Consider the following 21,411-nt stretch of genomic DNA (forward strand, 5'->3'; position numbering starts at 1 on the left):
GAAATTGCCGAAGCCATGCACGGTCAGCCGCCAGCGCTATTCCTCCACATAGTCCAGGTCTTTGTGGAAGCTTTCGGGCAGCGTGCTCACGGCCCAAAACGCCACCAGCAGCGTGAGGCCGCCCAGGCAGGCCGCGCCGGCCAGGCGCCCGCCCAGGTGCGCCTCGGCCCAGCGGAAGGCCGGCACCAGCGCCACCACCGAGCCCCGCGCAAAATTGGGCGCCGTGGTGGCCACGGTAGCCCGCAGGTTGGTGCCAAACTGCTCGGCCGCCACCGTCACAAACAAGGCCCAGAAGCCCACCGAAATGCCCATCACGAAGCATACGGCATAAAAAGTGGTCTGCGAAGCCCCGTGCAGCCCAAACAGGTACACCCCTACCATCGTCGTGCAGAAAACCAGGAATACCTGCAAGGCCCGGTTGCGCGAGTGCAGCACCTGGCTGAGCGCCCCGCTGGCAAAATCGCCAAACACCAGCCCGAAGTAGCACCAGAACACCGCCAGCCCCGCCGAGAGTGGCTCGGGGCCCGGCTGCACACCCAGGGCTTCGCCAAACTCGGGGGCAAACGTGATGAGGATGCCCACCACAAACCACAGCGGCACCCCAATCAGCAGGCAGCGCACGTAGCGCCCCAGCCGGGCGGGGTTGGTGAACAAGCTCAGGAAGTTGCCCCGGTTGACGTGCGTGGCCGCCTGCGCCTTCTGAAACATGCCCGACTCGAACACGCTCACGCGCAGCAGCAACAGCGTGAGGCCCAGGCCGCCGCCCACGAAGTAGGCGTTGCGCCAGCCCCACCGGTCGCCCACCCAGTAGCCCAGCAGGGCGCCGCTCACGCCCACGGTAGCTACTATCATGGTGCCGTAGCCGCGCTTGCTCTGGGGCAGGCTTTCGCTTACCAGCGTAATACCGGCGCCCAGCTCGCCGGCCAGCCCGATGCCGGCCACCAGCCGCAGCCAGGCGTATTGGTCGAGGGTCTGCACGAAGCCGTTGGCAATGTTGGCCAAGGAATAAAGCAGGATGGAGCCGAACAGCACCGACAGCCGGCCCTTCTTATCGCCCAAAATGCCCCACAAAATGCCGCCGAGCAGCATGCCGCCCATCTGCATCGAAATCAGGTATTCGCCTTGGGTTTTGAGGGCCGCTTTGCCCACCACGCCTAGGCTGGTCAGGCTCTTTACACGCACGATGCTGAACAAAATCAGGTCGTAGATATCAACAAAATAGCCCAGCGCCGCCACAATAACGGCGGCGGTGAATACGGTGCTTTTGGGTGGGATGGAGGCTTGCATGGCCGAAATGTAGCAAGCCCTAGCGCGAACTTTGTGGTTCGCGTCCCCGCGCATTTCGCAATCACTTTACTAGCGCGGGCACGCAAACGACAAGTTCGCGCTATTGGTGAGCCACTTCTGTCGCTACTTCGCAGTGGCTGTGGCAGCCACCGGGGAGCTCGCCGTCCTCCACCTGCACCGTGCTATGATGGATATGAAATTCGGATTCTAAGCCTTTGGAAAGGGCTGCCAGCCACTGCGCATCGGCCCCACCGGGGCGCACGAGGTGGGCCATTAGGGCAGCATCGTGTCCCGAGCTGCTCATGCTCCAGATGTGGAGGTCGTGCACTGATTCCACTTCGGGCTGGCGCAGCAGGTAGGCGCGCACGGCTTCGGGGTCGATGGCATCGGGCACGGCCTGCAGGCCCAGGCGCAGGCTGTCGCGCAGCAGCCCCCACGAGCTATAGGCAATGATACCCAAAATGATAAAGCTAATAGCCGGGTCGAGCCACAGCCAACCGGTGAGCAGTACCAGCCCGCCGCCAGCTACTACGCCCACGCTCACCAACGCGTCGGTCATCATGTGCAGGTAAGCCCCGCGCACGTTCACGTCGCCCTTCTGTCCGCTGCGGAACAGCAGCGCCGTGATGCCGTTGACCAGAATGCCCACGCCCGCCAGTATCATCACCCAGCGCCCATTCACCGGCTCGGGATGGCGCAGGTGGTCAATGGTTTCCCACAGAATAAAGCCCAGTGCCGCGTAGAGTAGGGCGGTGTTGAGCAGCGCCGCCTGAATGGTTGCCCCGCGGTAGCCGAAGGTGTAGCGCCGCGTGGCCGGGCGGCCCGCCAGCCAGGCCGCGCCCCAGGCTAGGGCCAGGCTGAGCACGTCGCTCAGGTTGTGGCCGGCATCGGAGAGCAGGGCGCTGGAATTGGCCCAGAAGCCGCCGATGGTTTCGGCGATGACGAAGGCCAGGTTGAGGGCAATGCCAATGGCGAAGGCGGCGCTGAAGCCGCCGCCGGGCGGCGGGGCGGCGTGTGAGTGGCCGGCGTGGTCGTGCGAAGAATGGTCGTGGGGCATAAGGGAAAGCGTTGGCGCTACGTGAAGAACGTAAACGGCTGGGCTTTCGGTGCGGTTTGGGGATTTTACCGCAATGCTACCGCAAAATGTTTGATGTAAGGAGTGGCTTCTACGACGCCACGGAAATTCTGACGCTGCACTTGCTGCACATCAACTTGCATGCTGTCGCCGGGCAGAAAATTATTGATGCTTCCAATGTCTACACTTGGACCTTTGACGATACAAGGAGGATTAAGGAGTGTATCATTACGCAGAAAGCTAATCTGAGAAAGAGAAACCCTATTGCGTGCATCGTCAGGCATGAAAAACGAAAAATAATAAGATGGAATAGCTCTCAAATTCAGACGTCCTTCCCACTCTTCGCCAGGTTTAAGGTCCGTAGGCTGGGTGTTGCTATAAAAGCATTCTACAGTAGGGAGTGGTGGCGCCACCGCTCTGAATACATGCTTAAACACCAATCCCTGCCCTCGATAAGCCGACATTATAACCACTGAGTCAGAAGGCACAATCAGCAACCGCCGACGCTTGGCATCGAGCCGGACCGTGGCTCCGGTAGCTGTGAAGCGAATGGGCAGTTGGCCTTTGCGTGGCTTGGCTGGTGCAATCAGCGGGTTCTCGCAGTTGAGGAACAGGCGAATGGAATCCGGCTCGATATCCCAACGGACAGCGGTAGGAACCAATTTCAATACCTTTTTACCGGGCTTTGCCGGTCCCCAGTCATCCCATTCAGCGCGCTCGGTCACCATCTGGTACGTCATCCGCCACGGCCCTAGCGGCCGGCCCTGCGCCCGCAAGCGCGGCACGGGCAGCCACAGGCTCAGCAGAAATAAGGCTGGGAGGAAAAGGCGGACACGCATGGAATAGCAGAGAGAGCTACGCTTAAATGTAAAGCGGAAAACGCGGCTGCGTATGCGGTGGTATGCATAGGGCGAACTTTGTCGTTTGCGTGCCCGCGCCGTTCGAACTGCTTTAACGGCGTGGGGGCGCGAACTACAAAGTTCGCGCTACAGTGCTACGGCCGGGTCAGCACCTCGTCAATCAGGCCGTATTCCTTGGCTTCGTCGGCGCGCATCCAGTAGTCGCGGTCCGAGTCGTCGTGGATTTGCTGGTAGGTTTTGCCGGTGCGCTCGGCGTAGATGCCGTAGAGCTCCTGGCGCAGCTTCACCACCTCGCGGGCCGTGATTTCGATGTCGGCCGACGGGCCCTGCACGCCGCCGCTGGGCTGGTGAATCATGACGCGGGCATGGGGCAGGGCCGAGCGTTTGCCGATGGCGCCGCCGCAGAGCAGGAAGGCGCCCATGCTGGCGGCCAGCCCGGTGCAGATGGTGGCCACGTCGGGCTGCACGTACTGCATGGTGTCGTACATGCCGAAGCCGGCGTACACCGAGCCGCCCGGCGAGTTGATGTAGAGCAGAATGTCCTTCCGCGCATCGGCCGATTCGAGAAAGAGCAGCTGGGCGTTGATGATGTTGGCAATGTGGTCGTCCACGGCCTGGCCCAGGAAGATGATGCGGTCCATAATGAGCCGCGAAAACACGTCGATTTCGCGAAAATTCTGCGGCCGTTCCTCGATGACGGAGCGGGTCATGTTGTTGATATAGGGCCGGGTCAGGCCCTCGGTGTGGGCGATATACTGGTCGACGCGCAGGCCGTTCAGGCCTTGGCCGTGCACGGCAAATTTTCGGAATTCGGTTGGGTTCAGCATGGGGGTGGATTGGGGTGAAAAAGGGCCAAACAGCACCTGCCTTGCGTAAAAGCAAGGGTGAAAAGGCCCGCAAAATGGCGAAATCAGAAGCGGGTAGAGACGCGGCACTTCGCTTCTTGTCGTTGAATAATGGGGGGCAGAATTGCCTGATGGCGCAGATGCCGAGACGCGAAGTGGCGCGTCTCTACAGCGGCCAGCAACGGCGAAGCCGCGCCCACCAACTGCCATACAGCCGCGCATGAATCTGGCGCAACTCCTGGCCCAATTGCCGACGGCCGGCCCGGCGCAGGCCGTGGTAGAGCTGCTGTTGCGCCGCCGCATCGGCGGCCAACTCGCCGTCAAGCAACTGGCGCAGGCGCCAGTCCTCCGCCGGCAGGGCGGCGGGGCCGTTTAGCAGCTGCTGCTCAATCAGCCGAAGGCGTTCTAGCTCGGGGCGCATGGCTTACAATTCAAGGGTTTCAGACCGCCATGCCGCCCGCACGGAACTACGCAGCCGCTCCAGGCACTTGAATTTTTGCACCGTGGCCGAGCGCACAGAAGCGTAGCCGTTGGATTCGGCAATCTGCGTCAGGGGCTGCTGGAAATAGTAAAAGCTCAGCAGCACGTCTTTACATTTCTTGCCCAGCCGTTCCACGTAGTCGAGCACGGCGATGGCTGGTTCGGTAACGGCTTCCGAATCTTCCGAGGCCAGGGGTTCAAAGGCGTCGGATAGGGACTGCTCCGGCAGGCGGGCCCGGCGGCGCTGCTCGTGGTGCCACAAGTTGCGGGCAATGCCCACGAGGTAGGTGCCGGCCGAAGACGTAAGCACCAGCGTGCCGCCCACCGCCTGCTCGTAAAGAATGACCATTGCATCATGAAAGATGTCCTGCGCATCCTGGGCCGTGCCACCGTGGCTGCCCACGTAGCGCCGCACCAGCGGAAAGGCCCGGCGGTAAAGCCGGGTCAGGGCCTGCTCGCGGTCGGCGAGCAGGGCATCGCGCAGGGCGGAAGCGGGCGGCGGGGAGGGGGGTAAGAGCGTCATTGGAGCAGGCTTGTACCAATTAATCCATTTCCAACGGAAGTATCACCCGCGCCTTGAAAAAAAGTTGCCCGCCTCCCCTGCCATGCGTGGGCAAGTGTGCATCAGCCAGGCATAAACTCAGCCAGGGCTACTTGAAATGTAGCGGCACCACCAGCCGCACACTCACGTTACGGCCCTGGTTGAACACGCCGGTGCGGCCATTCGCCACGTTGTAGTCCGCGTATTTCAGGCGGCTCAAGTGGCTCTGGTAGCCCACATCAAACAGGTTGTTGGCCGTGAGGTACAGCGAGAACAAGGTTTTGCCCTGCGCATTGGCCAGGTCGGTGCCGAGGCCGGCGTTTACCAGCGTGTAGCCGGGCGTGGCCGTTTCCGTATCAAAAGCCGAGAAGTAGCGGTTCTGGGCGAAGGTGTGCTCCAACTGCAGGCGGGCGTAGGGGTTGGCGAGGCGCTTGCCCTGGCGGCGGAAGTTGGCCCGCAACTCCGATTGCAGCCGGTCGCCGGGGATGAAGGGCAGGTATTTCTGGTCGGCCGGCACGTTCAGCTGCTCGGCCCGCACCATCGAAAACGAGTTTTCGAAGTGCAGCCAGTCCAGCGGGTGGGGGTGCAGGTCGAGGCTGACTTCGCCGCCCACCAGGCGGGCCTGGCCCTGCGCGTACTTATAGGCCGCCGTGCCGTCGCGCAGCGAGTCGGCGCCGCCGGCCGTGAGCAGCCGGCGGGTAAAAATGTAGTTGCTGATGCTATTCTCAAACGCGTCGACGCTGAACCGGACATGGTCCGTGACGTAGCTCACGCCGGCGTCTACTTGCAGGCTGGTTTCGGGGCTGAGGTTGTCGTTGCCGATTTCGTAGCGGATGGTGCCCTCGTGCTTGCCGTTCGAGCCCAACTCGGCAATGTTCGGGGCGCGGAAGCCGCGCGACAGGTTGCCCTTCACCGTCAGTTTCTCGCTCAGGCTATACGCCGCTCCCAGGCTGCCGCTGTAGTTGCGAAAGGTGCTGATGAAGCCCGGAAACTTCGTTTCATCCGGAAAAAGGGGGAAAGTCGGTCCCGGCTCGCGCGGCAGCAGCAGCTTGTCGGCCGAAATCTGGCGCACATCGTACCGCAGGCCGCCGCTAATATCCAGCGCACCAATGGTTTTCTTGCCCACCGCAAACACGCCTCCCTCGCTCACGCGGTAGGCCGGAATCAGGAATTCCTGGCCCAGGTTGCGGTTTTGTTGGTGCAGGCCGCTGGTGCCCACGGTCAAATTCCAGCCGTTCTTTTCGGGCAGGAAATAGCGCAGCGAATAATCCACGGTGCGCAGCTGGAAGTAAAGCGACGTTTCGGCGGGGGCAAGCACGTTGCCGTACTCGCGCCGCAGGTTTTGCTGGTAGCTCACCTGCAAGGCCAGCCGGCCCCCATTCGAGCCCAGAACAAAGCTGTTGTCGGTGCCAACGCGCAGGTGGTTAATCTGCTGCTGGGGCACGGCCAGGCCGTAGCCGCGCAGGTCGGCGTCGCTCACGGGCACACTCAGGGCCGAGTCGCCGCTGGGCACGTCCTTCAGAAAGCGGCCGGTTTGGGGGTCGCGGGCGCCTTCCGTCAGCCCCAGGCGCTGGTTGAACGTGCTGAAGGTGAGGTGCGAATAGCCCCAGCTTTTGTTTACGCCCACGTAGCCGTTGGCGTCCCACTCGTTAAAGCCCGAGTTGTACACCCGGCCATCGTAGCGGTTCTGGTAGTCGCCGGCCACTTTGCGGGTGCCCCGCGCCAGCCAGTTGAAGCCCTTGATATTGCCCGCGTTCTGAAAGGAGTAGCCCTGCTGGTGGTTATTGGTCTGGTAGCTGGCCGTGGCCAGGCCCGTAATGTGGCCTTCGGCAATGGGCTCGGGCGCCAGAAAGTTGATGACGCCGGCCATGGCATCGGAGCCATACAGCAGCGAGCCGGGGCCTTTGATAATCTCGGCCCGGTCCACGCTGAACTCGTCAATCTCAATGCCGTGCTCGTCGCCCCACTGCTGGCCTTCCTGCTTGGCCCCGTTGTTGAGGGTGATGACGCGGTTGTAGCCCAGCCCGCGCACCACGGGCTTGCTGATGGCCGCCCCGGTCGTAATCTGGCTCAGGCCCGGCGTGTGCGCAATGGCATCCACAATATTCGAGGCCGAGGTTTGGTTCAGCCGCGTGCGGTCGACCACGGTAGTCGGGATGGGCGAGCGCCGCAGCTGCGTGGCCTGCGACACGCCCGTGACCACCACCTGCCCAATTTCGGTGGCCGCCACCGTCAGCTTAAAATCCAGGGACTGGCCGCTGCCCGTGTCCACGGTTTGCGTCACGGTGTTGTAGCCCAGCGAGCGCACCTGCACCGTGAAGCGCCCCCGCGGCAGGCTCGAAAAGCTGAAGCTGCCGTCGGGGCCGGCGGCGGTGCCCTGCTTTAAGTCATCAAAAATAATGTTGGCGCCGGGCAGGGGTTCGCCGGTAGCAGCATCGGTTACGCGCCCGGTAAGTAGCGGTGCGGCAGTGCGCGGCGCGCGCGCGGCAACCGGCAGCTGCTGAGCCGGCAGCCATGACGGCACGGTCGCCAGTGCCAAGGGAAAAAGAAACTTATAAAAAGCTGATTGCATGATAAATGCCAAAACAGCCAGCCCCGCCGACCAGCGCAAGAGCGCCGCCGCGGGTGCAGGCAATTGTTACCAATAAGAAGAAGGAGCGGACGCTAGGCGCGGCTGGGCGGCCCCCGCAGGGAGCGCGCAAACAGCTGCTCGCCAGCTACCAGCTGCACGGGCGGCAGGGGCGGAGTGGCCGTATAGCCTGGACCTGTGCGGGGCACGGGGGCCACTACGGGAACGCCCGCCTGGTACGCCACGTTGTAGAACTGCTCCACCTCGCAATGCTGGTGCTTGGCGCTAATCAGGTCCTTGCCCGCGCGCTTAAACGCCGGGGCATGCGCGGGTTCCTCGGTGGTGTGGGCGTGCGGGTGCAACGCCAGCATCCACGCCTCGGGCAGCAGCGTCCGCACCAGGCAGAGCAGCAACAGCAGAGCAATATGGGAGCGCAGGGCTTGCACGGTGCAAAGATTGAGCACAAAGCCGGAAGCTGCGCGCAGAATTAAAAAGGATAGTTTTGGCCATTAACGAAATCCGGTTCGGTGCGGTTTTTCGTAGCCCCTATTATACCTTCGTCCTTTATGGCTGCAAGGCCCTTTCTTTGTGATAATTAATAACATTTCCGACCTTTCTTTGCAATATGACGAGCCGCTGGGCTTGCTGCGCGTCGAATGGGCTTCGGGAGATGATATGCGGGGCTTCCGCAATAGCGCCGAGCAGCTGCTTTATTTGGGCCAGCAGTTGGGCGTGCGGCACCTGCTGCTCAACATGAATACCTTTCCCGACATCTCGGTTTACGACCAGGTCTGGCTGGGCACGCACTGGATATCGGGCTTGCTGCAAATGCCGCTGGAGCGCGTCGTGCTGGTAAACCACCGCCGGCGCCTACACAACCAGATGGCCATCGATTCCCTGATTGCCATTGCCCGTCCATTCATCCGGTTTGATATTCAGTATTTTCCGCAGCCCGTGCCCGGCCTGCATTGGCTCAGCGACCACTCCTCGCGGCTGCCAGCCCTGCTGGCCGAATGGGACGCGCTGCACGGCCCCAACTCCCTGCACGGGTCGGAAGCCGCCGAGTACCGACGGCTCCACCGCCCCCAGGCCTAGCCGCTGGCCTGCGTAAAGGTGGGTTCGAATCCGTTTCACGCCCACGTGCAACGCGTGCAGGACAAATTTCGCTGTCAATCTGACAGCCCTGTCTCCCTTGGAACAGCCTTTGAAAGCTACGGAACCCGTGGCGCGGGCCTTCGCGCCCGGCCATTCCGTCTGTATTCAACCGTTTCCACTTTGTACCATGCAAGAAACCGGCTCCATCTCCATCCATACCGAGAACATCTTCCCCATCATCAAGAAGTTCTTGTATTCCGACCACGAAATTTTCCTGCGGGAACTGGTTTCGAACGCCGTCGACGCCACCCAAAAGCTGAAAAGCCTGGCCCAGCTGGGCGAGTATAAAGGCGATTTGGGCGAGCTGAAAGTGCGGGTGACCGTGGACAAAGAAGCCCGCAAAATCACGATTTCCGACCACGGCCTGGGCATGACGGCCGAAGAAATCAAGAAGTACATCAACCAGATTGCCTTCAGCGGCGCCACCGAGTTTGTGGAGCAGTACAAGGACAAGGACGCCGCTACGAAGGACCAGATTATCGGCCAGTTCGGCCTGGGCTTCTACTCGGCTTTCATGGTAGCCAAAGAAGTCGAAATCTTCTCGCAGAGCTACCAGGAGGGCACCGAAGCCGCCCACTGGACCTGTGATGGCAGCACCTCCTTCACCATTGAAACCACCGAGAAGGCCGAGCGCGGCACCGATGTGGTGCTGCACGTGGCCGAAGATTCGGACGAGTTCTTGGAGGAGGCTCGCCTGCGCACCATCCTCACTAAGTACTGCAAGTTCCTGCCCATTCCGATTGAGTTTGAAGGCGAGGTCATCAACCAGACGACCCCCATCTGGACCAAGCAGCCTTCGGAGCTGACCGACGAGGACTACAAGAAGTTCTACCAGGAGCTGTATCCGATGAGCATGGACGAGCCCTTGTTCTGGATTCACCTGAACGTGGACTATCCGTTCAACCTGACGGGTATTCTGTACTTCCCCAAGGTGAAGGACGAGCTGCAGTTCTCGCGCAACAAGATTCAACTCTATTCCCGTCAGGTATTCATCACCGACGAGGTGAAGGACGTGGTGCCCGAGTTCCTGATGCTGCTGCACGGCGTGATTGACTCGCCCGACATCCCGCTGAACGTGTCGCGCAGCTTCCTGCAGGCCGACGCGGCGGTGCGCAAAATCAACACCTACATCACCAAGAAAGTGGCCGATAAGCTGAGCAGCCTGTTCAAGCAGGACCGCGCCGGCTACGAGGAGAAATGGTCCGACATCGGCCTGTTTGTGAAGTACGGCATGCTCTCGGACGAGAAGTTCTACGACAAGGCCAAGGATTTCGTGCTGCTCAAAAACGTGGCCGGCAAGCTGTTCACCCTCAACGAGTACACCGAGCACATTCAGGCCAATCAGAAAGACAAGAACGACAACACCGTGGTGCTCTACACCAACGATGCGGAGCAGCAGCACGGCTTCGTGGCCGCCGCCCAGGAGCGCGGCTACGACGTGTTGGTTTTCGACCACATCCTCGACCCCCACTTTGTGGGCCAGCTGGAGCAAAAGCTGGAAAAAACCAGCTTCAAGCGCGTGGACGCCGACACGTTGAGCAAGCTCATCGAGAAGGACGACACCACCGAAAGCGTGCTGAGCGAAGACGATACCAAGAAGCTGGAGGAAACCTTTACTACCGCCATTGCCAACCCGGCCATGCACGTGAAGGTAGCCGCCCTCTCGCCCCAGGACGCCCCGGTCGTCATCACCCAGAATGAGTTCATGCGCCGCATGAAGGACATGCAGCGCACCGGCGGTGGCGGCGGCATGCAGATGTTCGGCGCCTTCCCCGAGTCGTACGACGTGACCGTGAATGCCAACCACCCGCTGGTAACCAAGGTGTTGGCCGACGGCGGCTCCACGCTGGCCAAGCAAGCGTTTGATTTGGCGCTGCTGGCCCAGGGCCTGTTAAAAGGCGAGGCGCTGACGCAGTTCGTGAAGCGCAGCACGGAGTTGCTGTAAGCACGAGTGCCGCGAAGCTGTGCTTCGCCTCGCGGTGGTATCGTCCAACAATCAAGAGGCCCAATGTCGGAAAGACGTTGGGCCTTTTGCTTTGAGTAGGCTCTCTGGCGGCGCGGGCGCGAGGCGAAGCACAGCTTCGCGGTACTCGTTCTAGCGCTTCGCTACGGTGCCCTGAGGCTGCACCAACCGCCGCAGTTCCTTTCCCGTCAGCACCGTCACGCCAACCTCACTCGCCAGCCACAACCGCTGCTGTTTATCAACCTCCAGCAATAAAGGATTCCCTGCGCTCGCTGGCAGGCTCACCGGCCTTAGCAGTCGCTTGGGCTCCACTTTGTCAGTAGAAGGAGAAAAGCTGGCGAATCCGGTGGGCTCGTTGGGCAGCAGGAGCAGGCCCTGGGCGGTGGCAAAAAGGCGGCCCACGCCGGGCATGGCGGCCACGCCAAAAACCTCGTTGCCAGGCCGGCCGATAAACTTCACGGTGGGCAGCTCTTCCTCGGCCGCGCCGCGTTGGCCGCCATTCTCAAATACGCAGATGGCGTCCGACATCACCACCCAGAGGTTGCCGGCGTTGTCGGGCAGTAGCTTTTCCACAATGTTGTCGGGGATTTCGTGGTTGGCCACGCCTTCCTCGTTGTAGCGCGTCCATTCGGCGCCTTGCTTGCGGCTGAGGCCGATGCTGGTGGCAATCCACACGGAGCTGTCGGGCGTGGCCACGCCACCATTGATAGCCGGCGTGCGCAGTTCTTGGATGAAGGTATTGTTGGCCCAGCGGAAGACGCCCTGGCTGTTGGCACCCACCCACACAGTGCCCCGCGCATCGCGGAACAGCGCCGTGATGTTGGGCGCGGCATCGGCGCCAGGCAGGGCCAGTGGGCGCGGCCAGAAGGTGCTCGTATTCAGGCGTAGTACGCCCTGGCGGGTGCCCAGCCAGAGCACGGTGTCGGCCAGCGTAGCGCATTGAATAGTGCTGGCAAGTTGCTGCTTGCGCACAAACTCCTGGCCTTCGAGCCGGAATACGCTGCGTTCGGTGATTAGGTAGGTAGCCTTGCCGGAATGAAGCATTGCCACCGGTTTTTTAGCGCCGGCCACGGCGTAGTGCGGGCGCGGGCGGGCCAGCGAAATCGGGGAAAAGCTCAGCAGCAGCAGTGCCGAAAGAAGCGAGGGAATGAAGGTGTTTTTAGTGGAAAATGGCATAGCCCAGAGCCAGTGAAATGGTTCTGGCAAAGGTATATTTTGTATTGCAATGGCCTGATTATGTAATCATTATCAAATCATGGGATTGGTGCTGCATTCTTAATGGATGGTTGATGCCGGAGTAACGCGGGCCTCACGGCAGCCGCCCAATTTTGCCGCCGGATAGCATTCCACTCATCAACCCCAACCGGCTTTTATGAAAGCGAAAATTTTACTTAGCAGCGGCCTGGTGCTGGCGGCCCTGACCGGCGGGCAGGAAGCCCGCGCCCAGGCAGCCAACAACAACGTCATCATCTACATCGGCGACGGCTTTGGGCTGGCCCCGAAAACGGCGGCGCGCATGGCCATGGGCCAGGGCACGACCGGCAAGCGCTTCCCCTCGGACGCCGGCTTTCAGGTCCTGAACCTGGACAAGCTGAAGTACAATGCCACCGTCACCACTCACTCGCTCAACTCCTGGATTACGGACTCGGCGCCCGGTGCTTCGGTGTACGCCTGCGGCAAGCCTGGCAAGCAGGACAACGAGGTTATTGCCCTGAACCCCGGCTCGGGTGCGGCCATCGAAACCATTCTGGAGGCGGCTAAAAAACAGGGCTACGCCGTGGGCCTGGTGAGCACGGCCCGCATCACGCACGCCACGCCGGCCGCTTTTGCCAGCCACATCTGGTTCCGCGACCTGGAAGACTACATTTCGGCCCAGTACATTGCCTCGACTCAGGCGCAGTACGAAGCCATTTTCAACAGCAGCCCCACCACCTCGTACCGCTACACGGCGGCCCGCGATTGGGTGCTGCCTACCCCGAAAGTAGGCGTGGAGCTGGACGTGCTGCTCGGCGGTGGCGCCCGCCACTTCATGCCCCGCACCCGCACGGCGGCCAGCGCCTACGAAACCATCGTGGACCGCAACGGCACGGCCATCATCGACCCTGCCACCGGCACGGCGGCCACCCTGCGCGGCAACCGCGCCGACGATGTGGACCTGGTGAGCTACGCCGTGAACCAGCGCAACTACGGCTACGTGAACAGCCGCGATGCCCTCAACAACATCAACCTGAGCCAGTACGGCGTGGGTGGTAAGAAACTGCTGGGCCTGTTCAACAGCTCGCACGTCAACTACGAGCAGGACCGCCAGACGGGGGCCGCCTGGGAGCCTTCATTGGCTGAAATGACCCACATGGCCATTGAGGTACTGAAGGCCAAGAGCAACGGCAAAGGCTTTTTTCTGATGGTGGAAGCCGGCCGAATCGACCACCTGGAGCACGCCAATACCGGCGGTATTTCGGTAGTAGCCGGCGCCAACGGCAACCAATACACCGTGGATGCCGACCGGCCGACCTACGCCCCCGGCGGCGGCGAGGCCAACTACACGGCCACGCCCACCACGGTGCGCACCACCAACGTGTACGCTTCCGACTACATGATTAAGGAGGTAATGGCCTTCGACTACGCCGTGGCCGAGGGCCGGGCCCTGCTCGCCACGCCTGCTACCACGGGCAATACCCTCATCTTTAGCACTTCCGACCATGAGTGCGGCGGCTTTGCCGTGACGGGCCTGCACGACGAGGCCGATGCCCAGGCCAATGGCACCAAAATCCGGACCTACTCGGGCCAGATTACCAAGTCGGTAGCGGCTGAAGCGGGCTACGCCACCCCCACCAACCTGGTGCGCGGCGACGGCGGCGCGGGCGGCTGGTTCCCTGATTACGTGATGAATACCTTCCAGGGCAAGGACTATCCGCAGCCGGCTTCGGCCACGGGCAAGCGCATTGTGGTGGCCTACGGCTCGAACCCCCTTACCAATGGCAACGGCACCCGCGCCAGCACCGGCGTGGGCACCAACCAGGGTGCCACACCCGGCAACCACACGCCCCAGGACATTTGGGTAGGCGCCGAAGACAACACCAACAACCCTCTCCACGCCGCCGCCATAGTCGGCCAGGGCCTGCTCGACAATACTTCCCTGACACCGGTTATGGCCCGGTTCCTGAACCTGACCACCTTCTTTACTGCCATCACCACCCTGCGCGCCACGCCCAGCCAGCCCGACCAAACGACTGGCCTGCAACTCAGCCCCGTGCCCTTCCTCAACCAGTTCGACGTTGCCTTTACGCTACCCACGGCGGGCGCCGTCACGGTGGAGCTGTTCGACGAAATGGGCCGCCGCGTGCAAAGCGTCGTCACGAACCAGAACTTCGGCACCGGCGCTCACGCCGTCACGGTAGACGGCAGCCGCCTCAACTCCGGTCTCTACATCGCCGCCGTCACCATGAATGGCCAAGTGGTGAGCAAGCGCACCATTAAGCTGTAGACTAGCTTTGGCAAGACGGGCCGACAAAGCCCAGAACGTCATGCTGAGCTTGTCGAAGCATCTCTACCGCTAATAGTAATTAGTTGCTTGCGCGGTAGAGATGCTTCGACTGCGCTCAGCATGACGTTCTTTTTATTCGGCCTACTTCACGTTGCGCGCCACCACAAACATGCGGTCGCCAAACCGACCGGTCAGCTTGTTCAGATAATACGTCGGGTACTGCCCAGCCAGCTTACTGGCCTTCTCCAACAGGCTGCCGCCCAGGCGAATGTTCTTCGGTGGTTTCACCGGGTTCAGCAGCTCCATCACTTCGAAGCCCTGCTTCTTCAGCATTTTGGTGATGGTGGCCGGCGTGAATTCGAAGAGGTGGTAGGGCGGAATATCCATCTTGCGCTCTTTGCCCAGCACGCCGTAGGCGGCGAAGCCCAGCCGCACGGTGGGCAGGTTGAGCGTAGCGGGCAGCGCCAGCACCAGCAGCCCGCCCGGCTCCAGCATGCGGTGGAACTTGGCCAGCGTGGCGCTGGGCGAAAGCAGGTGCTCCAGTACGTCGCCCATGTAGGCCAGGTCGAACTGGTTTTCGTGGAAATCTTCGGTGGTTTCGATGTTGCCGGTCACCACGGGCAAATGCAGCTCGCGGCGGGCAAAGTCGGCGGCGTGCTCCGATATTTCCAGGCCGTGGGCCTCCCAGCCCAGCGCCTCCAGGCTTTTGAGGGTGTAGCCGGGGCCGCAGCCCACGTCGAGGTAGCGGAACCGGCGGCCGGGGTACTTGGCCAGGATGTAGCTCGTGAACTTGTCGGACCGAACCTGGTTTAAAGCAGCCTGCTTCTGGCCTTCTTCGATGAACACGACCTCCTGCTGCGTCCGGTCGTAGTTGGGGCGCTCGGTGAAATAGTCTTTGCCGTAGAGCCGTTCCAGCTGCGCGGGCGTGGGCTGGGGGTCGAGAAACATCAGGGCGCAGCTGCGGCACTGGGTGCCTTGCAGCCGCTGGCCTTCAAATTCGTAGTAGAAAGGCAGCTTCTTAAAATCGGTGCTGCCGCACAAGTCGCAGGTACGCATGGCGCAAAGGTAGGAACGCGCCACGGCGCGTTCGGCGGCCGCACCGTTCGGCTGCAATTATACACCAATTAACTGTGAGGCCGGGCTACTCCCCGTGCAACGACCGAGCGCGCCACGGCGCGTTCCTACACCGCAAATTGTTTATCTTATTATGCTCGACGCTCTCATCATCGGGGCCGGCCCCGTGGGCCTGGCCTGCGCCCTCGAAACCCAACGCAAAGGCCTCAAAACAGCCATTGTCGAAAAAGGCGCGCTGGTCAATTCCCTGGTCGGCTACCCCACCAACATGGAATTTTTCTCCACGCCCGAGCTGCTCGAAATCGGCGGCTACCCCTTCCCCACGGCGCACTACAAGCCCCTGCGCGAAGACGCCCTCGACTACTACCAGCGCGTGGCCAAGTCTGAAAAGCTGGACATCCGCCTGCACGAAAAGGTGCTGAAGCTCGACGGCGAGCAAGGCCGTTTCACCATCACCACCGACAAAGGTGAAATTTCGACCCGCAACGTCATCGTGGCCACCGGTTTCTACGACCTGCCCAACCTGCTCAACGTACCCGGCGAGGACCTGTCCCATGTAAGCCACTACTACAAGGAGCCTTACCAGCACGTGTTGCAAAACGTCGTGGTCATCGGCGCCAAAAACTCCTCGGCCAAAGCCGCGCTGCAAATGACCCGCGCCGGAGCTAAAGTCACGCTCATCGTGCGCGGCCCGGAGGTGAGCCATTCCGTGAAATACTGGATTCGCCCCGACCTCGTCAACCGCATTGCCGAGGGTCGCATCACGGCGCATTTCAATGCCACCGTCACCGCCATCCGCCCCGATGCCGTGGAAGTTCTTACCCCCGACGGTCCGCTCACGATTCCCACCGATTTCGTGTACGCCCTCACCGGCTACCACCCTGATGAGGCGCTGCTGGGCTGCCTCGGCGTGCAGCCCGACCCCGATGACGAAGCCTGCGCCCCGCTCTTCGACCCCACCACCCACCAAACCACCCGGCCCGGCTTGTTCGTGGCCGGCACCGTGTGCGGCGGGCGCGCCACCAGCCGCTGGTTCATCGAAAACGGCCGGCACCACGCGCAGCTGATTGCCGCGCACCTGGCTGCGGAGTTTGGCACCAGTGCCAAAAACAACGCCACTCCCAAGTTTTAAGGGTTGGTGCCGCTTACATTTTGCGACACGTAACGGTGTAAGTATAGGTGACGGCGGGTGTGCCGGCGGTCTGGCTAAGGGTGAATTTAAAAGAAGTATCAGTCAGCTCTACAATGTTATAGTTTTGTGGCGCGCTTCCTGGTACAGCTACGGTAACAATCGTTTGGTCCGAATTGAGGGCCCAGGTGCCGGTGGTCGTCTGGGGGTCGGTCGAATTGCATTTGGTAGCACCTTCATCGTTTTTGAGGATGTTGGGATTTTCAAACCGAAAAAAATCATCCTTATTGCAAAGGCTGAGCTGAGCGTATAGGTCGGTGATGTACGCCCCTCCCAAGGAGATGCCGGGACTCATGGTGTAAGCCGTGATAATCCAGTTGCGATTTGTGAGCAACAAAGCACGGTTAAGTTGGATTACTAATGGCGGCAGGGTGTTGGTGGCACCGGCAGGGAAGGTCACCGCCTGCGTGTTGGGAACTGGATAACCGGGAGACGTGGCATAAGCTATGGTGTAATTTCCTGCGGGCAGGCCGGCAAAAGTGTATTGACCCGTGGCAGCGTTGATGACCGCCGCATAGGGAGTCCCACCCCCGGCAGGAGTAGCCGTTGCTCCAAAAAGGGCCAATGCGGGGACAATTTGCCCCGTTATCGTTCCGGGTTGTGGAGGCGACGGCTCGCTGGTTTTGCTACAGGCACTAATCCACAGCCCTAACCCCACCAGGAGACCCAAAAGGAGGGAACGTAAAGAGAAAGTCATAGTAGTAAATATAGGGGCTGGATAATAACCAGTGTATGAGTGCCCTCAAGCCCGGCCTGTTCGTGACCAGCCCCGTGTGCGGCGGCCGGCCACCAGCCGCGGGTTCATCTAAAACGGCCGTCACCACGCGCAGTTAATTGCTGCGCAACGGGCTTTCGCTGGTTAGTCAGGAAACGGCCGCCTAGCTGGTAACCAGTTGGTTTATGCTTGCTCAGCAAACGCGCTACCGCGCTGTATAGTGTGCGGCGCCCCGTTGCTGGGCTTATGCTCAACGGCACGAGAGGTCCTTGCCGAATCCGGCCACCAACATTCGCCATCTCACAAAAAAGCACCTTCTCCAGATGGAGAAGGTGCTTTTTTAATGGCCTGATTGTAAGCTTGCTGGTTTACTGCGGGAACTGCACTCCGCGGTAAGCATTGGCATCGACTTGCCGCAGCGAACTGCCGTATTTAGCGTTGATGACTTTTATTATTTCGTTGGCTACCACCGCGTAACCACGCGGCGTGGGGTGCACGCCATCGAGGCTGAACAGGTTGCCGGAAATAAAGCCAGCCGTGTTGTTTACGGCGTTGGTGACGTAGCCGCCCTGCGCTACCCCGCGGAAAAACGTGTTGGAATCGAAGATGGCCAGGTCGCGGCTGGTAGCGGCGGCGGTCAACGTCGCATTAAACGTGGTGGTAGCCGAAGCGACGGCTGCCTGCTCGGTGGGGTCCAGCACCAGCGTGCTGGGGAAGGGGTTGCCCGAACTTTGGCCAAATGCCTGCGTGGTATCGACGCCCATGCCGCCTAGGAAAGCATTGAAAGCGGGGTCGGTCGGTCGAGTTGGGTAGGCGCCGGTGGCTTGCCGGTAGAAGTCGCGCCAGTACTTGCCGCTTACTTTGCCGTAAAAACTCACGTAGGGCGAGGCGGTAAGCATCAGCAGCAAGTTGCCACTGCCGCTGGCATCACGAATGCTGGACAGCGTAGTAGTAACGCGGGCATTGGCGCCGGGGGTGGCGCTCGGCGCCAGCGTGCCGGTGGTATAAATGAAGGGTGCGGCGGCCACCGGCACCTTATTCAAGTCTAGGTTGGCGCGGAACGAGGGACCTACCGCTGTAAAAAACGGAATGTTCGTCACGTCCGGAATGGTGATGACCACGCCTTTGGCTCCGCCGGATGTTAGAGCATCCAGCACATAACCGGTATTGACCGCAAAGGTGACGGCGGGGGTTATCGAGTTAGCCGCCCCGCCTGCTGTGGCGTAGCCCAGCACGTCGTTGTTGCCCAGCCACTCAGTGAAGAACGTAGGTTTGATGGAAGCCACCGTGCGCTTCACCCGGTCCAGGTAGCTTTCGTTGCTGTTATCGGGGGTAATGCGCTCGAAATACGAGTTAAAAATGGACGTCGGCGCCGACGCCGTGCCCCCCGTGAGCGCCACGTTGCCAAACCCCGGGGTCAGGATGTCCGACATGCGAATACCGCTGATTCCCAGATTATTTACCTCCGAAAGGTCTTTCGTGTAGATGGGCTGCGGATTGGTGGCCGGGTTGGAACGGGTGACCACGGCCCCGCGGACGGCCAGCTTCGAGGTCACGCTGGCCGTGAGGGGCGCGGACGTCGCCGTCGGCGTGGCCGGCGTGAACCCGGTCAGCTGCAGGTAGCCAGTGCCGTTGGATTGCGCCTCGCTGAACAGCGGTTGTACGAACGGGCCGCCGCCCACCTGGGCAAATTGCTGGGCCAAGATATTGGGGTAGGAGCTCAACTGGCCTTCGCGGTAAAGGCCGCCGTCCGAAACGCCTGCCGTGAGGGAGTTGCCTACGGCGATGTAGCGCGAGAAATCAGCTGAGCCAGCCGTTGCGGCGGGGCGGTTGTCGTCCAGCGTGGGCTGGCAGCTGCCCAACGTCAGGCCCAGCAGGGCCAGCGCAGGCAAGGTATGTTTGGAGGAGAAATTCATGGTTGAACGTCGAAAAGCCGGTGGGAATTAGAATTTAACGTACAGCCCCACGCCGGGCACGGCAATGGTCGTTTTGTAGGTGCCGGCCACGCGGTCGGTGGTGCCGTTGTTCACGAGGTCGGCCTGGCTCTGGCTGCGCTTCATGAAGTCCTCAAACAGGAAGGAGGCATCCACGCCGAAGTGCTTGCCGAAATCATACGACAAGCCCGCTGTCAGGCCGATGCGGTCGGCGTCGGGGGTTTCGGGGCTCACGTAGCCGTCCTTCACCGCCGACTGGTCGAAGAAGCCGCCGGCGCGCACCGTCAGCCCGTCGGTCACTTTGTACTGGCCGCCGAGGCGGAAGCACAACGCATCCTGATAATAGCGCTTGGCCGAGGAAGTGCTGCTGCCGCCCACCAGGCCAGGCGTGGTGCCGTAGCCGTTGTTGCCGCTGAACGTGAAGTCCAGCGTGTGGTACACGTTCCAATACACCAAGTTAGCTTCGACCGAAAGGGTTAGCTTGTCGTTGGGCATCACGGCCAGGCCCACGCTGGCGGTGGCCGGCAGGGGCAGGGTGGCGCTGAAATTGGTGGCCGTAAAGTTGCCGCCCGTCGAGGCAATCACGTCGCGCAGGCGCACGTCGCCGCCTTCAATCTTGGCGTCTACCTGCGAGCGGTAGCTGGCGCCTACGCTCAGCTTGTCGCTGGGCTTGAAGAAGATGCCCACGTTGTAGCCAAAGGTTTGCTTGGCCTTGCCGTTGAGGGTGATGTGGGGCGTGGGTGCGCCGTTCTGGGCCGCGAGCGGAATGTCCTTTTGCAGGTCCACGTCGCCGTAGGCCAGCATTACCAGGCCCGCGCCGATGCTCAGCTGCGGCGTGATGGCGTAGGAACCCGTTACCTGGGCGAAGATGGCGCGCAGGTTGATGTCGGTGAGGGCGTAGCGGCCTTCCCAGTTGTTGGCGTAGTGCAGCTCGCTGCCGAAGGGCGTGTAGGCGCCGACGCCAAATTTCCACTTGCCTTCCTTGGGGCCAAAGGCGGCGTAAAAATTGGCCGGCGTCACGGTCGTGTTGCGCAGGTTGCTCTGGCCGCCCCCGGTTTCGGGAATGAACGCATTGCGTGCAAAGGCAAAATTGGCCCCGATTTGGACCCCGCTCTCGCGCACCATGGCCAGGGCGCCGGGGTTGTAGAACATGGCGGCCTGGTCGAGCGAAAGCGCCACGCCTACACCGCCCATGCCATTGTTTTTCTGTCCGTTAAGGTTCACTTGGAAGCCGCTGGCAGATGCTGCGGACGCGCTGACTAGCAGCACTCCCCCCGCGAGGAGTAATTTTCTAACCGTCATAAAAAACGAGTTTGAGGGTGGGATGAGTGTTTCTGGGCTAAAAGTAACAGATTTTTTTGCGGCAATTAGTAGGCAAGCCGAATAATATCTTTCGTTTCAGCCGTTTGTGACGACTTTCGCCCGCCTTCCGGCGATGCCTTACCTTTGCCCGCATGATTCTCCGCGCCGACCACCTTGTCAAAAAATACAAAGCCCGCACCGTCGTCAACGACATGTCGGTGACCGTGGAACAAGGCGAAATCGTGGGCCTGCTGGGCCCCAACGGCGCCGGCAAAACCACTTGCTTCTACATGATGGTGGGCATGGTGAAGCCCAATTCGGGTCGTATCTTTCTGGATACCACCGAAATCACGACCATGCCCATCTACCAGCGGGCCCGCCTGGGCGTGGGCTACCTGGCCCAGGAGGCCAGCGTGTTCCGGGACCTGAGCGTGGAGGAAAACATCATGGCGGTGCTCGAAATGACGAGCATGAAGAAGGAGGCCCGCCACGACAAAGTAGAGGAGCTGCTCAACGAATTCAGCCTAACCCACGTGCGCAAAAACCTGGGCAAAGTGTTGAGCGGCGGCGAGCGGCGGCGCACCGAAATAGCCCGCGCCCTGGCCGTCGACCCCAAATTCGTGCTCCTCGACGAGCCCTTCGCCGGCGTCGACCCCATTGCCACCGAAGAAATTCAGGGCATCGTGGCCAAGCTCAAGCACCGGGGCATCGGCGTGCTCATCACCGACCACGACGTGAACTCCACGCTCAGCATCGTCGACCGGGCCTACTTGCTCTTCGAAGGCAAGCTGCTGAAGGCCGGCACCGCCGAAGAACTGGCCAGCGACGAAACGGTGCGCCGCGTGTACCTCGGCAAGAACTTCGAGCTGAAGCGCAACGTGTAGAAAAGGGTAGAGAATAAGCAAAAGCACGTCCTGCTGAGCGCAGCCGAAGCAGGA

The 21,411-nt window shown here is 61.2% G+C and carries 18 protein-coding genes; 5 read left to right on the forward strand and 13 right to left on the reverse strand.

The annotated features are described in order from the left end of the window. Positions 1–36: 36 nt before the first annotated feature. From JKL48_RS02070 to JKL48_RS02105, 8 genes are all read right to left on the reverse strand, one after another. A complete protein-coding gene (locus tag JKL48_RS02070; protein ID WP_201977862.1) occupies positions 37–1,287 on the reverse strand; it encodes an MFS transporter in 1,251 nt (416 codons plus the stop codon). A 100-nt stretch (positions 1,288–1,387) separates the two neighbouring features. After that, positions 1,388–2,344, reverse strand: coding sequence for a cation diffusion facilitator family transporter (locus JKL48_RS02075; protein ID WP_201977864.1), 957 nt, complete (start codon positions 2,342–2,344; stop codon positions 1,388–1,390). Between the two features lie 65 nt (positions 2,345–2,409). Then, complete coding sequence (locus tag JKL48_RS02080) at positions 2,410–3,201, reverse strand: hypothetical protein (protein ID WP_201977867.1); 792 nt, start codon at positions 3,199–3,201, stop codon at positions 2,410–2,412. A 155-nt stretch (positions 3,202–3,356) separates the two neighbouring features. Continuing rightward, on the reverse strand, positions 3,357–4,049 hold the full coding sequence (locus tag JKL48_RS02085; protein ID WP_201977869.1) for a ClpP family protease: 693 nt from the start codon (positions 4,047–4,049) through the stop codon (positions 3,357–3,359). A 184-nt stretch (positions 4,050–4,233) separates the two neighbouring features. After that, the gene (locus JKL48_RS02090; RefSeq protein WP_201977871.1) at positions 4,234–4,488 is read right to left on the reverse strand and encodes a hypothetical protein; all 255 of its coding nucleotides are present in this window, start codon (positions 4,486–4,488) and stop codon (positions 4,234–4,236) included. A 3-nt stretch (positions 4,489–4,491) separates the two neighbouring features. Beyond that, entirely contained in the window at positions 4,492–5,070 is a 579-nt protein-coding gene (locus tag JKL48_RS02095) for an RNA polymerase sigma factor (RefSeq protein ID WP_201977873.1), read from the reverse strand. A gap of 127 nt (positions 5,071–5,197) precedes the next feature. Beyond that, positions 5,198–7,660 carry a TonB-dependent receptor gene (locus JKL48_RS02100; protein ID WP_201977875.1) on the reverse strand — a complete coding sequence of 821 codons (2,463 nt, stop codon included), beginning with the start codon at positions 7,658–7,660 and terminating at the stop codon, positions 5,198–5,200. Positions 7,661–7,752: 92 nt separating this feature from the next. Then, positions 7,753–8,121 (reverse strand): hypothetical protein, encoded by a 369-nt coding sequence (locus JKL48_RS02105; protein ID WP_201977877.1) that lies wholly within the window; start codon positions 8,119–8,121, stop codon positions 7,753–7,755. Positions 8,122–8,245: 124 nt separating this feature from the next. Here JKL48_RS02105 and JKL48_RS02110 point away from each other — a divergent pair, with 124 nt between their 5' ends. Both JKL48_RS02110 and htpG read left to right on the forward strand, forming a co-directional pair. Continuing rightward, a complete protein-coding gene (locus JKL48_RS02110; RefSeq protein ID WP_201977878.1) occupies positions 8,246–8,752 on the forward strand; it encodes a hypothetical protein in 507 nt (168 codons plus the stop codon). Between the two features lie 187 nt (positions 8,753–8,939). Further along, the gene (gene htpG, locus JKL48_RS02115; RefSeq protein WP_201977886.1) at positions 8,940–10,757 is read left to right on the forward strand and encodes a molecular chaperone HtpG; all 1,818 of its coding nucleotides are present in this window, start codon (positions 8,940–8,942) and stop codon (positions 10,755–10,757) included. Positions 10,758–10,907: 150 nt separating this feature from the next. Here the strand turns inward: htpG and JKL48_RS02120 are convergent, their stop codons facing one another. Further along, a complete protein-coding gene (locus tag JKL48_RS02120) occupies positions 10,908–11,951 on the reverse strand; it encodes a ligand-binding sensor domain-containing protein (RefSeq protein ID WP_201977888.1) in 1,044 nt (347 codons plus the stop codon). A gap of 196 nt (positions 11,952–12,147) precedes the next feature. Between JKL48_RS02120 and JKL48_RS23495 the strand changes: the two genes are divergently transcribed. Next, entirely contained in the window at positions 12,148–14,259 is a 2,112-nt protein-coding gene (locus tag JKL48_RS23495) for an alkaline phosphatase (RefSeq protein WP_201977897.1), read from the forward strand. 141 nt (positions 14,260–14,400) lie between these two features. Here JKL48_RS23495 and JKL48_RS02130 read toward each other — a convergent pair whose 3' ends face one another. Beyond that, positions 14,401–15,315, reverse strand: a complete 915-nt coding sequence (locus tag JKL48_RS02130) for a methyltransferase domain-containing protein (protein WP_201977899.1) — start codon at positions 15,313–15,315, stop codon at positions 14,401–14,403. A gap of 151 nt (positions 15,316–15,466) precedes the next feature. Between JKL48_RS02130 and JKL48_RS02135 the strand changes: the two genes are divergently transcribed. Next, positions 15,467–16,465: a YpdA family putative bacillithiol disulfide reductase gene (locus JKL48_RS02135; protein ID WP_201977904.1), complete on the forward strand. Its 999-nt coding sequence runs from the start codon at positions 15,467–15,469 to the stop codon at positions 16,463–16,465. Positions 16,466–16,478: 13 nt separating this feature from the next. Here the strand turns inward: JKL48_RS02135 and JKL48_RS02140 are convergent, their stop codons facing one another. The 3 genes from JKL48_RS02140 to JKL48_RS02150 all read right to left on the reverse strand — a co-directional run bounded on the left by JKL48_RS02140 (position 16,479) and on the right by JKL48_RS02150 (position 20,473). After that, complete coding sequence (locus tag JKL48_RS02140; RefSeq protein WP_201977905.1) at positions 16,479–17,219, reverse strand: carboxypeptidase-like regulatory domain-containing protein; 741 nt, start codon at positions 17,217–17,219, stop codon at positions 16,479–16,481. A gap of 386 nt (positions 17,220–17,605) precedes the next feature. Continuing rightward, positions 17,606–19,153 (reverse strand): SGNH/GDSL hydrolase family protein, encoded by a 1,548-nt coding sequence (locus JKL48_RS02145; protein ID WP_201977906.1) that lies wholly within the window; start codon positions 19,151–19,153, stop codon positions 17,606–17,608. A gap of 27 nt (positions 19,154–19,180) precedes the next feature. Next, positions 19,181–20,473 (reverse strand): OmpP1/FadL family transporter, encoded by a 1,293-nt coding sequence (locus tag JKL48_RS02150; RefSeq protein WP_236668559.1) that lies wholly within the window; start codon positions 20,471–20,473, stop codon positions 19,181–19,183. Positions 20,474–20,625: 152 nt separating this feature from the next. On the opposite strand from JKL48_RS02150, the gene lptB reads away from it, so the two are divergent. Beyond that, positions 20,626–21,357 carry an LPS export ABC transporter ATP-binding protein gene (gene lptB, locus JKL48_RS02155; protein WP_201977923.1) on the forward strand — a complete coding sequence of 244 codons (732 nt, stop codon included), beginning with the start codon at positions 20,626–20,628 and terminating at the stop codon, positions 21,355–21,357. The last annotated feature ends 54 nt before the right edge of the window (positions 21,358–21,411 follow it).

The sequence above is a fragment of the Hymenobacter rubidus genome (assembly GCF_016734815.1).
Lineage (GTDB): Bacteria > Bacteroidota > Bacteroidia > Cytophagales > Hymenobacteraceae > Hymenobacter > Hymenobacter rubidus.

Coding starts and splice junctions, on each gene's coding strand:
- JKL48_RS02070 (WP_201977862.1), bottom strand. CDS start 1,287: ATGCAAGCCTCCATCCCACCCAAAAGCACCGTATTCACCGCCGCCGTT.
- JKL48_RS02075 (WP_201977864.1), bottom strand. CDS start 2,344: ATGCCCCACGACCATTCTTCGCACGACCACGCCGGCCACTCACACGCC.
- JKL48_RS02080 (WP_201977867.1), bottom strand. CDS start 3,201: ATGCGTGTCCGCCTTTTCCTCCCAGCCTTATTTCTGCTGAGCCTGTGG.
- JKL48_RS02085 (WP_201977869.1), bottom strand. CDS start 4,049: ATGCTGAACCCAACCGAATTCCGAAAATTTGCCGTGCACGGCCAAGGC.
- JKL48_RS02090 (WP_201977871.1), bottom strand. CDS start 4,488: ATGCGCCCCGAGCTAGAACGCCTTCGGCTGATTGAGCAGCAGCTGCTA.
- JKL48_RS02095 (WP_201977873.1), bottom strand. CDS start 5,070: ATGACGCTCTTACCCCCCTCCCCGCCGCCCGCTTCCGCCCTGCGCGAT.
- JKL48_RS02100 (WP_201977875.1), bottom strand. CDS start 7,660: ATGCAATCAGCTTTTTATAAGTTTCTTTTTCCCTTGGCACTGGCGACC.
- htpG (WP_201977886.1), top strand. CDS start 8,940: ATGCAAGAAACCGGCTCCATCTCCATCCATACCGAGAACATCTTCCCC.
- JKL48_RS02120 (WP_201977888.1), bottom strand. CDS start 11,951: ATGCCATTTTCCACTAAAAACACCTTCATTCCCTCGCTTCTTTCGGCA.
- JKL48_RS23495 (WP_201977897.1), top strand. CDS start 12,148: ATGAAAGCGAAAATTTTACTTAGCAGCGGCCTGGTGCTGGCGGCCCTG.
- JKL48_RS02130 (WP_201977899.1), bottom strand. CDS start 15,315: ATGCGTACCTGCGACTTGTGCGGCAGCACCGATTTTAAGAAGCTGCCT.
- JKL48_RS02135 (WP_201977904.1), top strand. CDS start 15,467: ATGCTCGACGCTCTCATCATCGGGGCCGGCCCCGTGGGCCTGGCCTGC.
- JKL48_RS02140 (WP_201977905.1), bottom strand. CDS start 17,219: ATGACTTTCTCTTTACGTTCCCTCCTTTTGGGTCTCCTGGTGGGGTTA.
- JKL48_RS02145 (WP_201977906.1), bottom strand. CDS start 19,153: ATGAATTTCTCCTCCAAACATACCTTGCCTGCGCTGGCCCTGCTGGGC.
- JKL48_RS02150 (WP_236668559.1), bottom strand. CDS start 20,473: ATGACGGTTAGAAAATTACTCCTCGCGGGGGGAGTGCTGCTAGTCAGC.
- lptB (WP_201977923.1), top strand. CDS start 20,626: ATGATTCTCCGCGCCGACCACCTTGTCAAAAAATACAAAGCCCGCACC.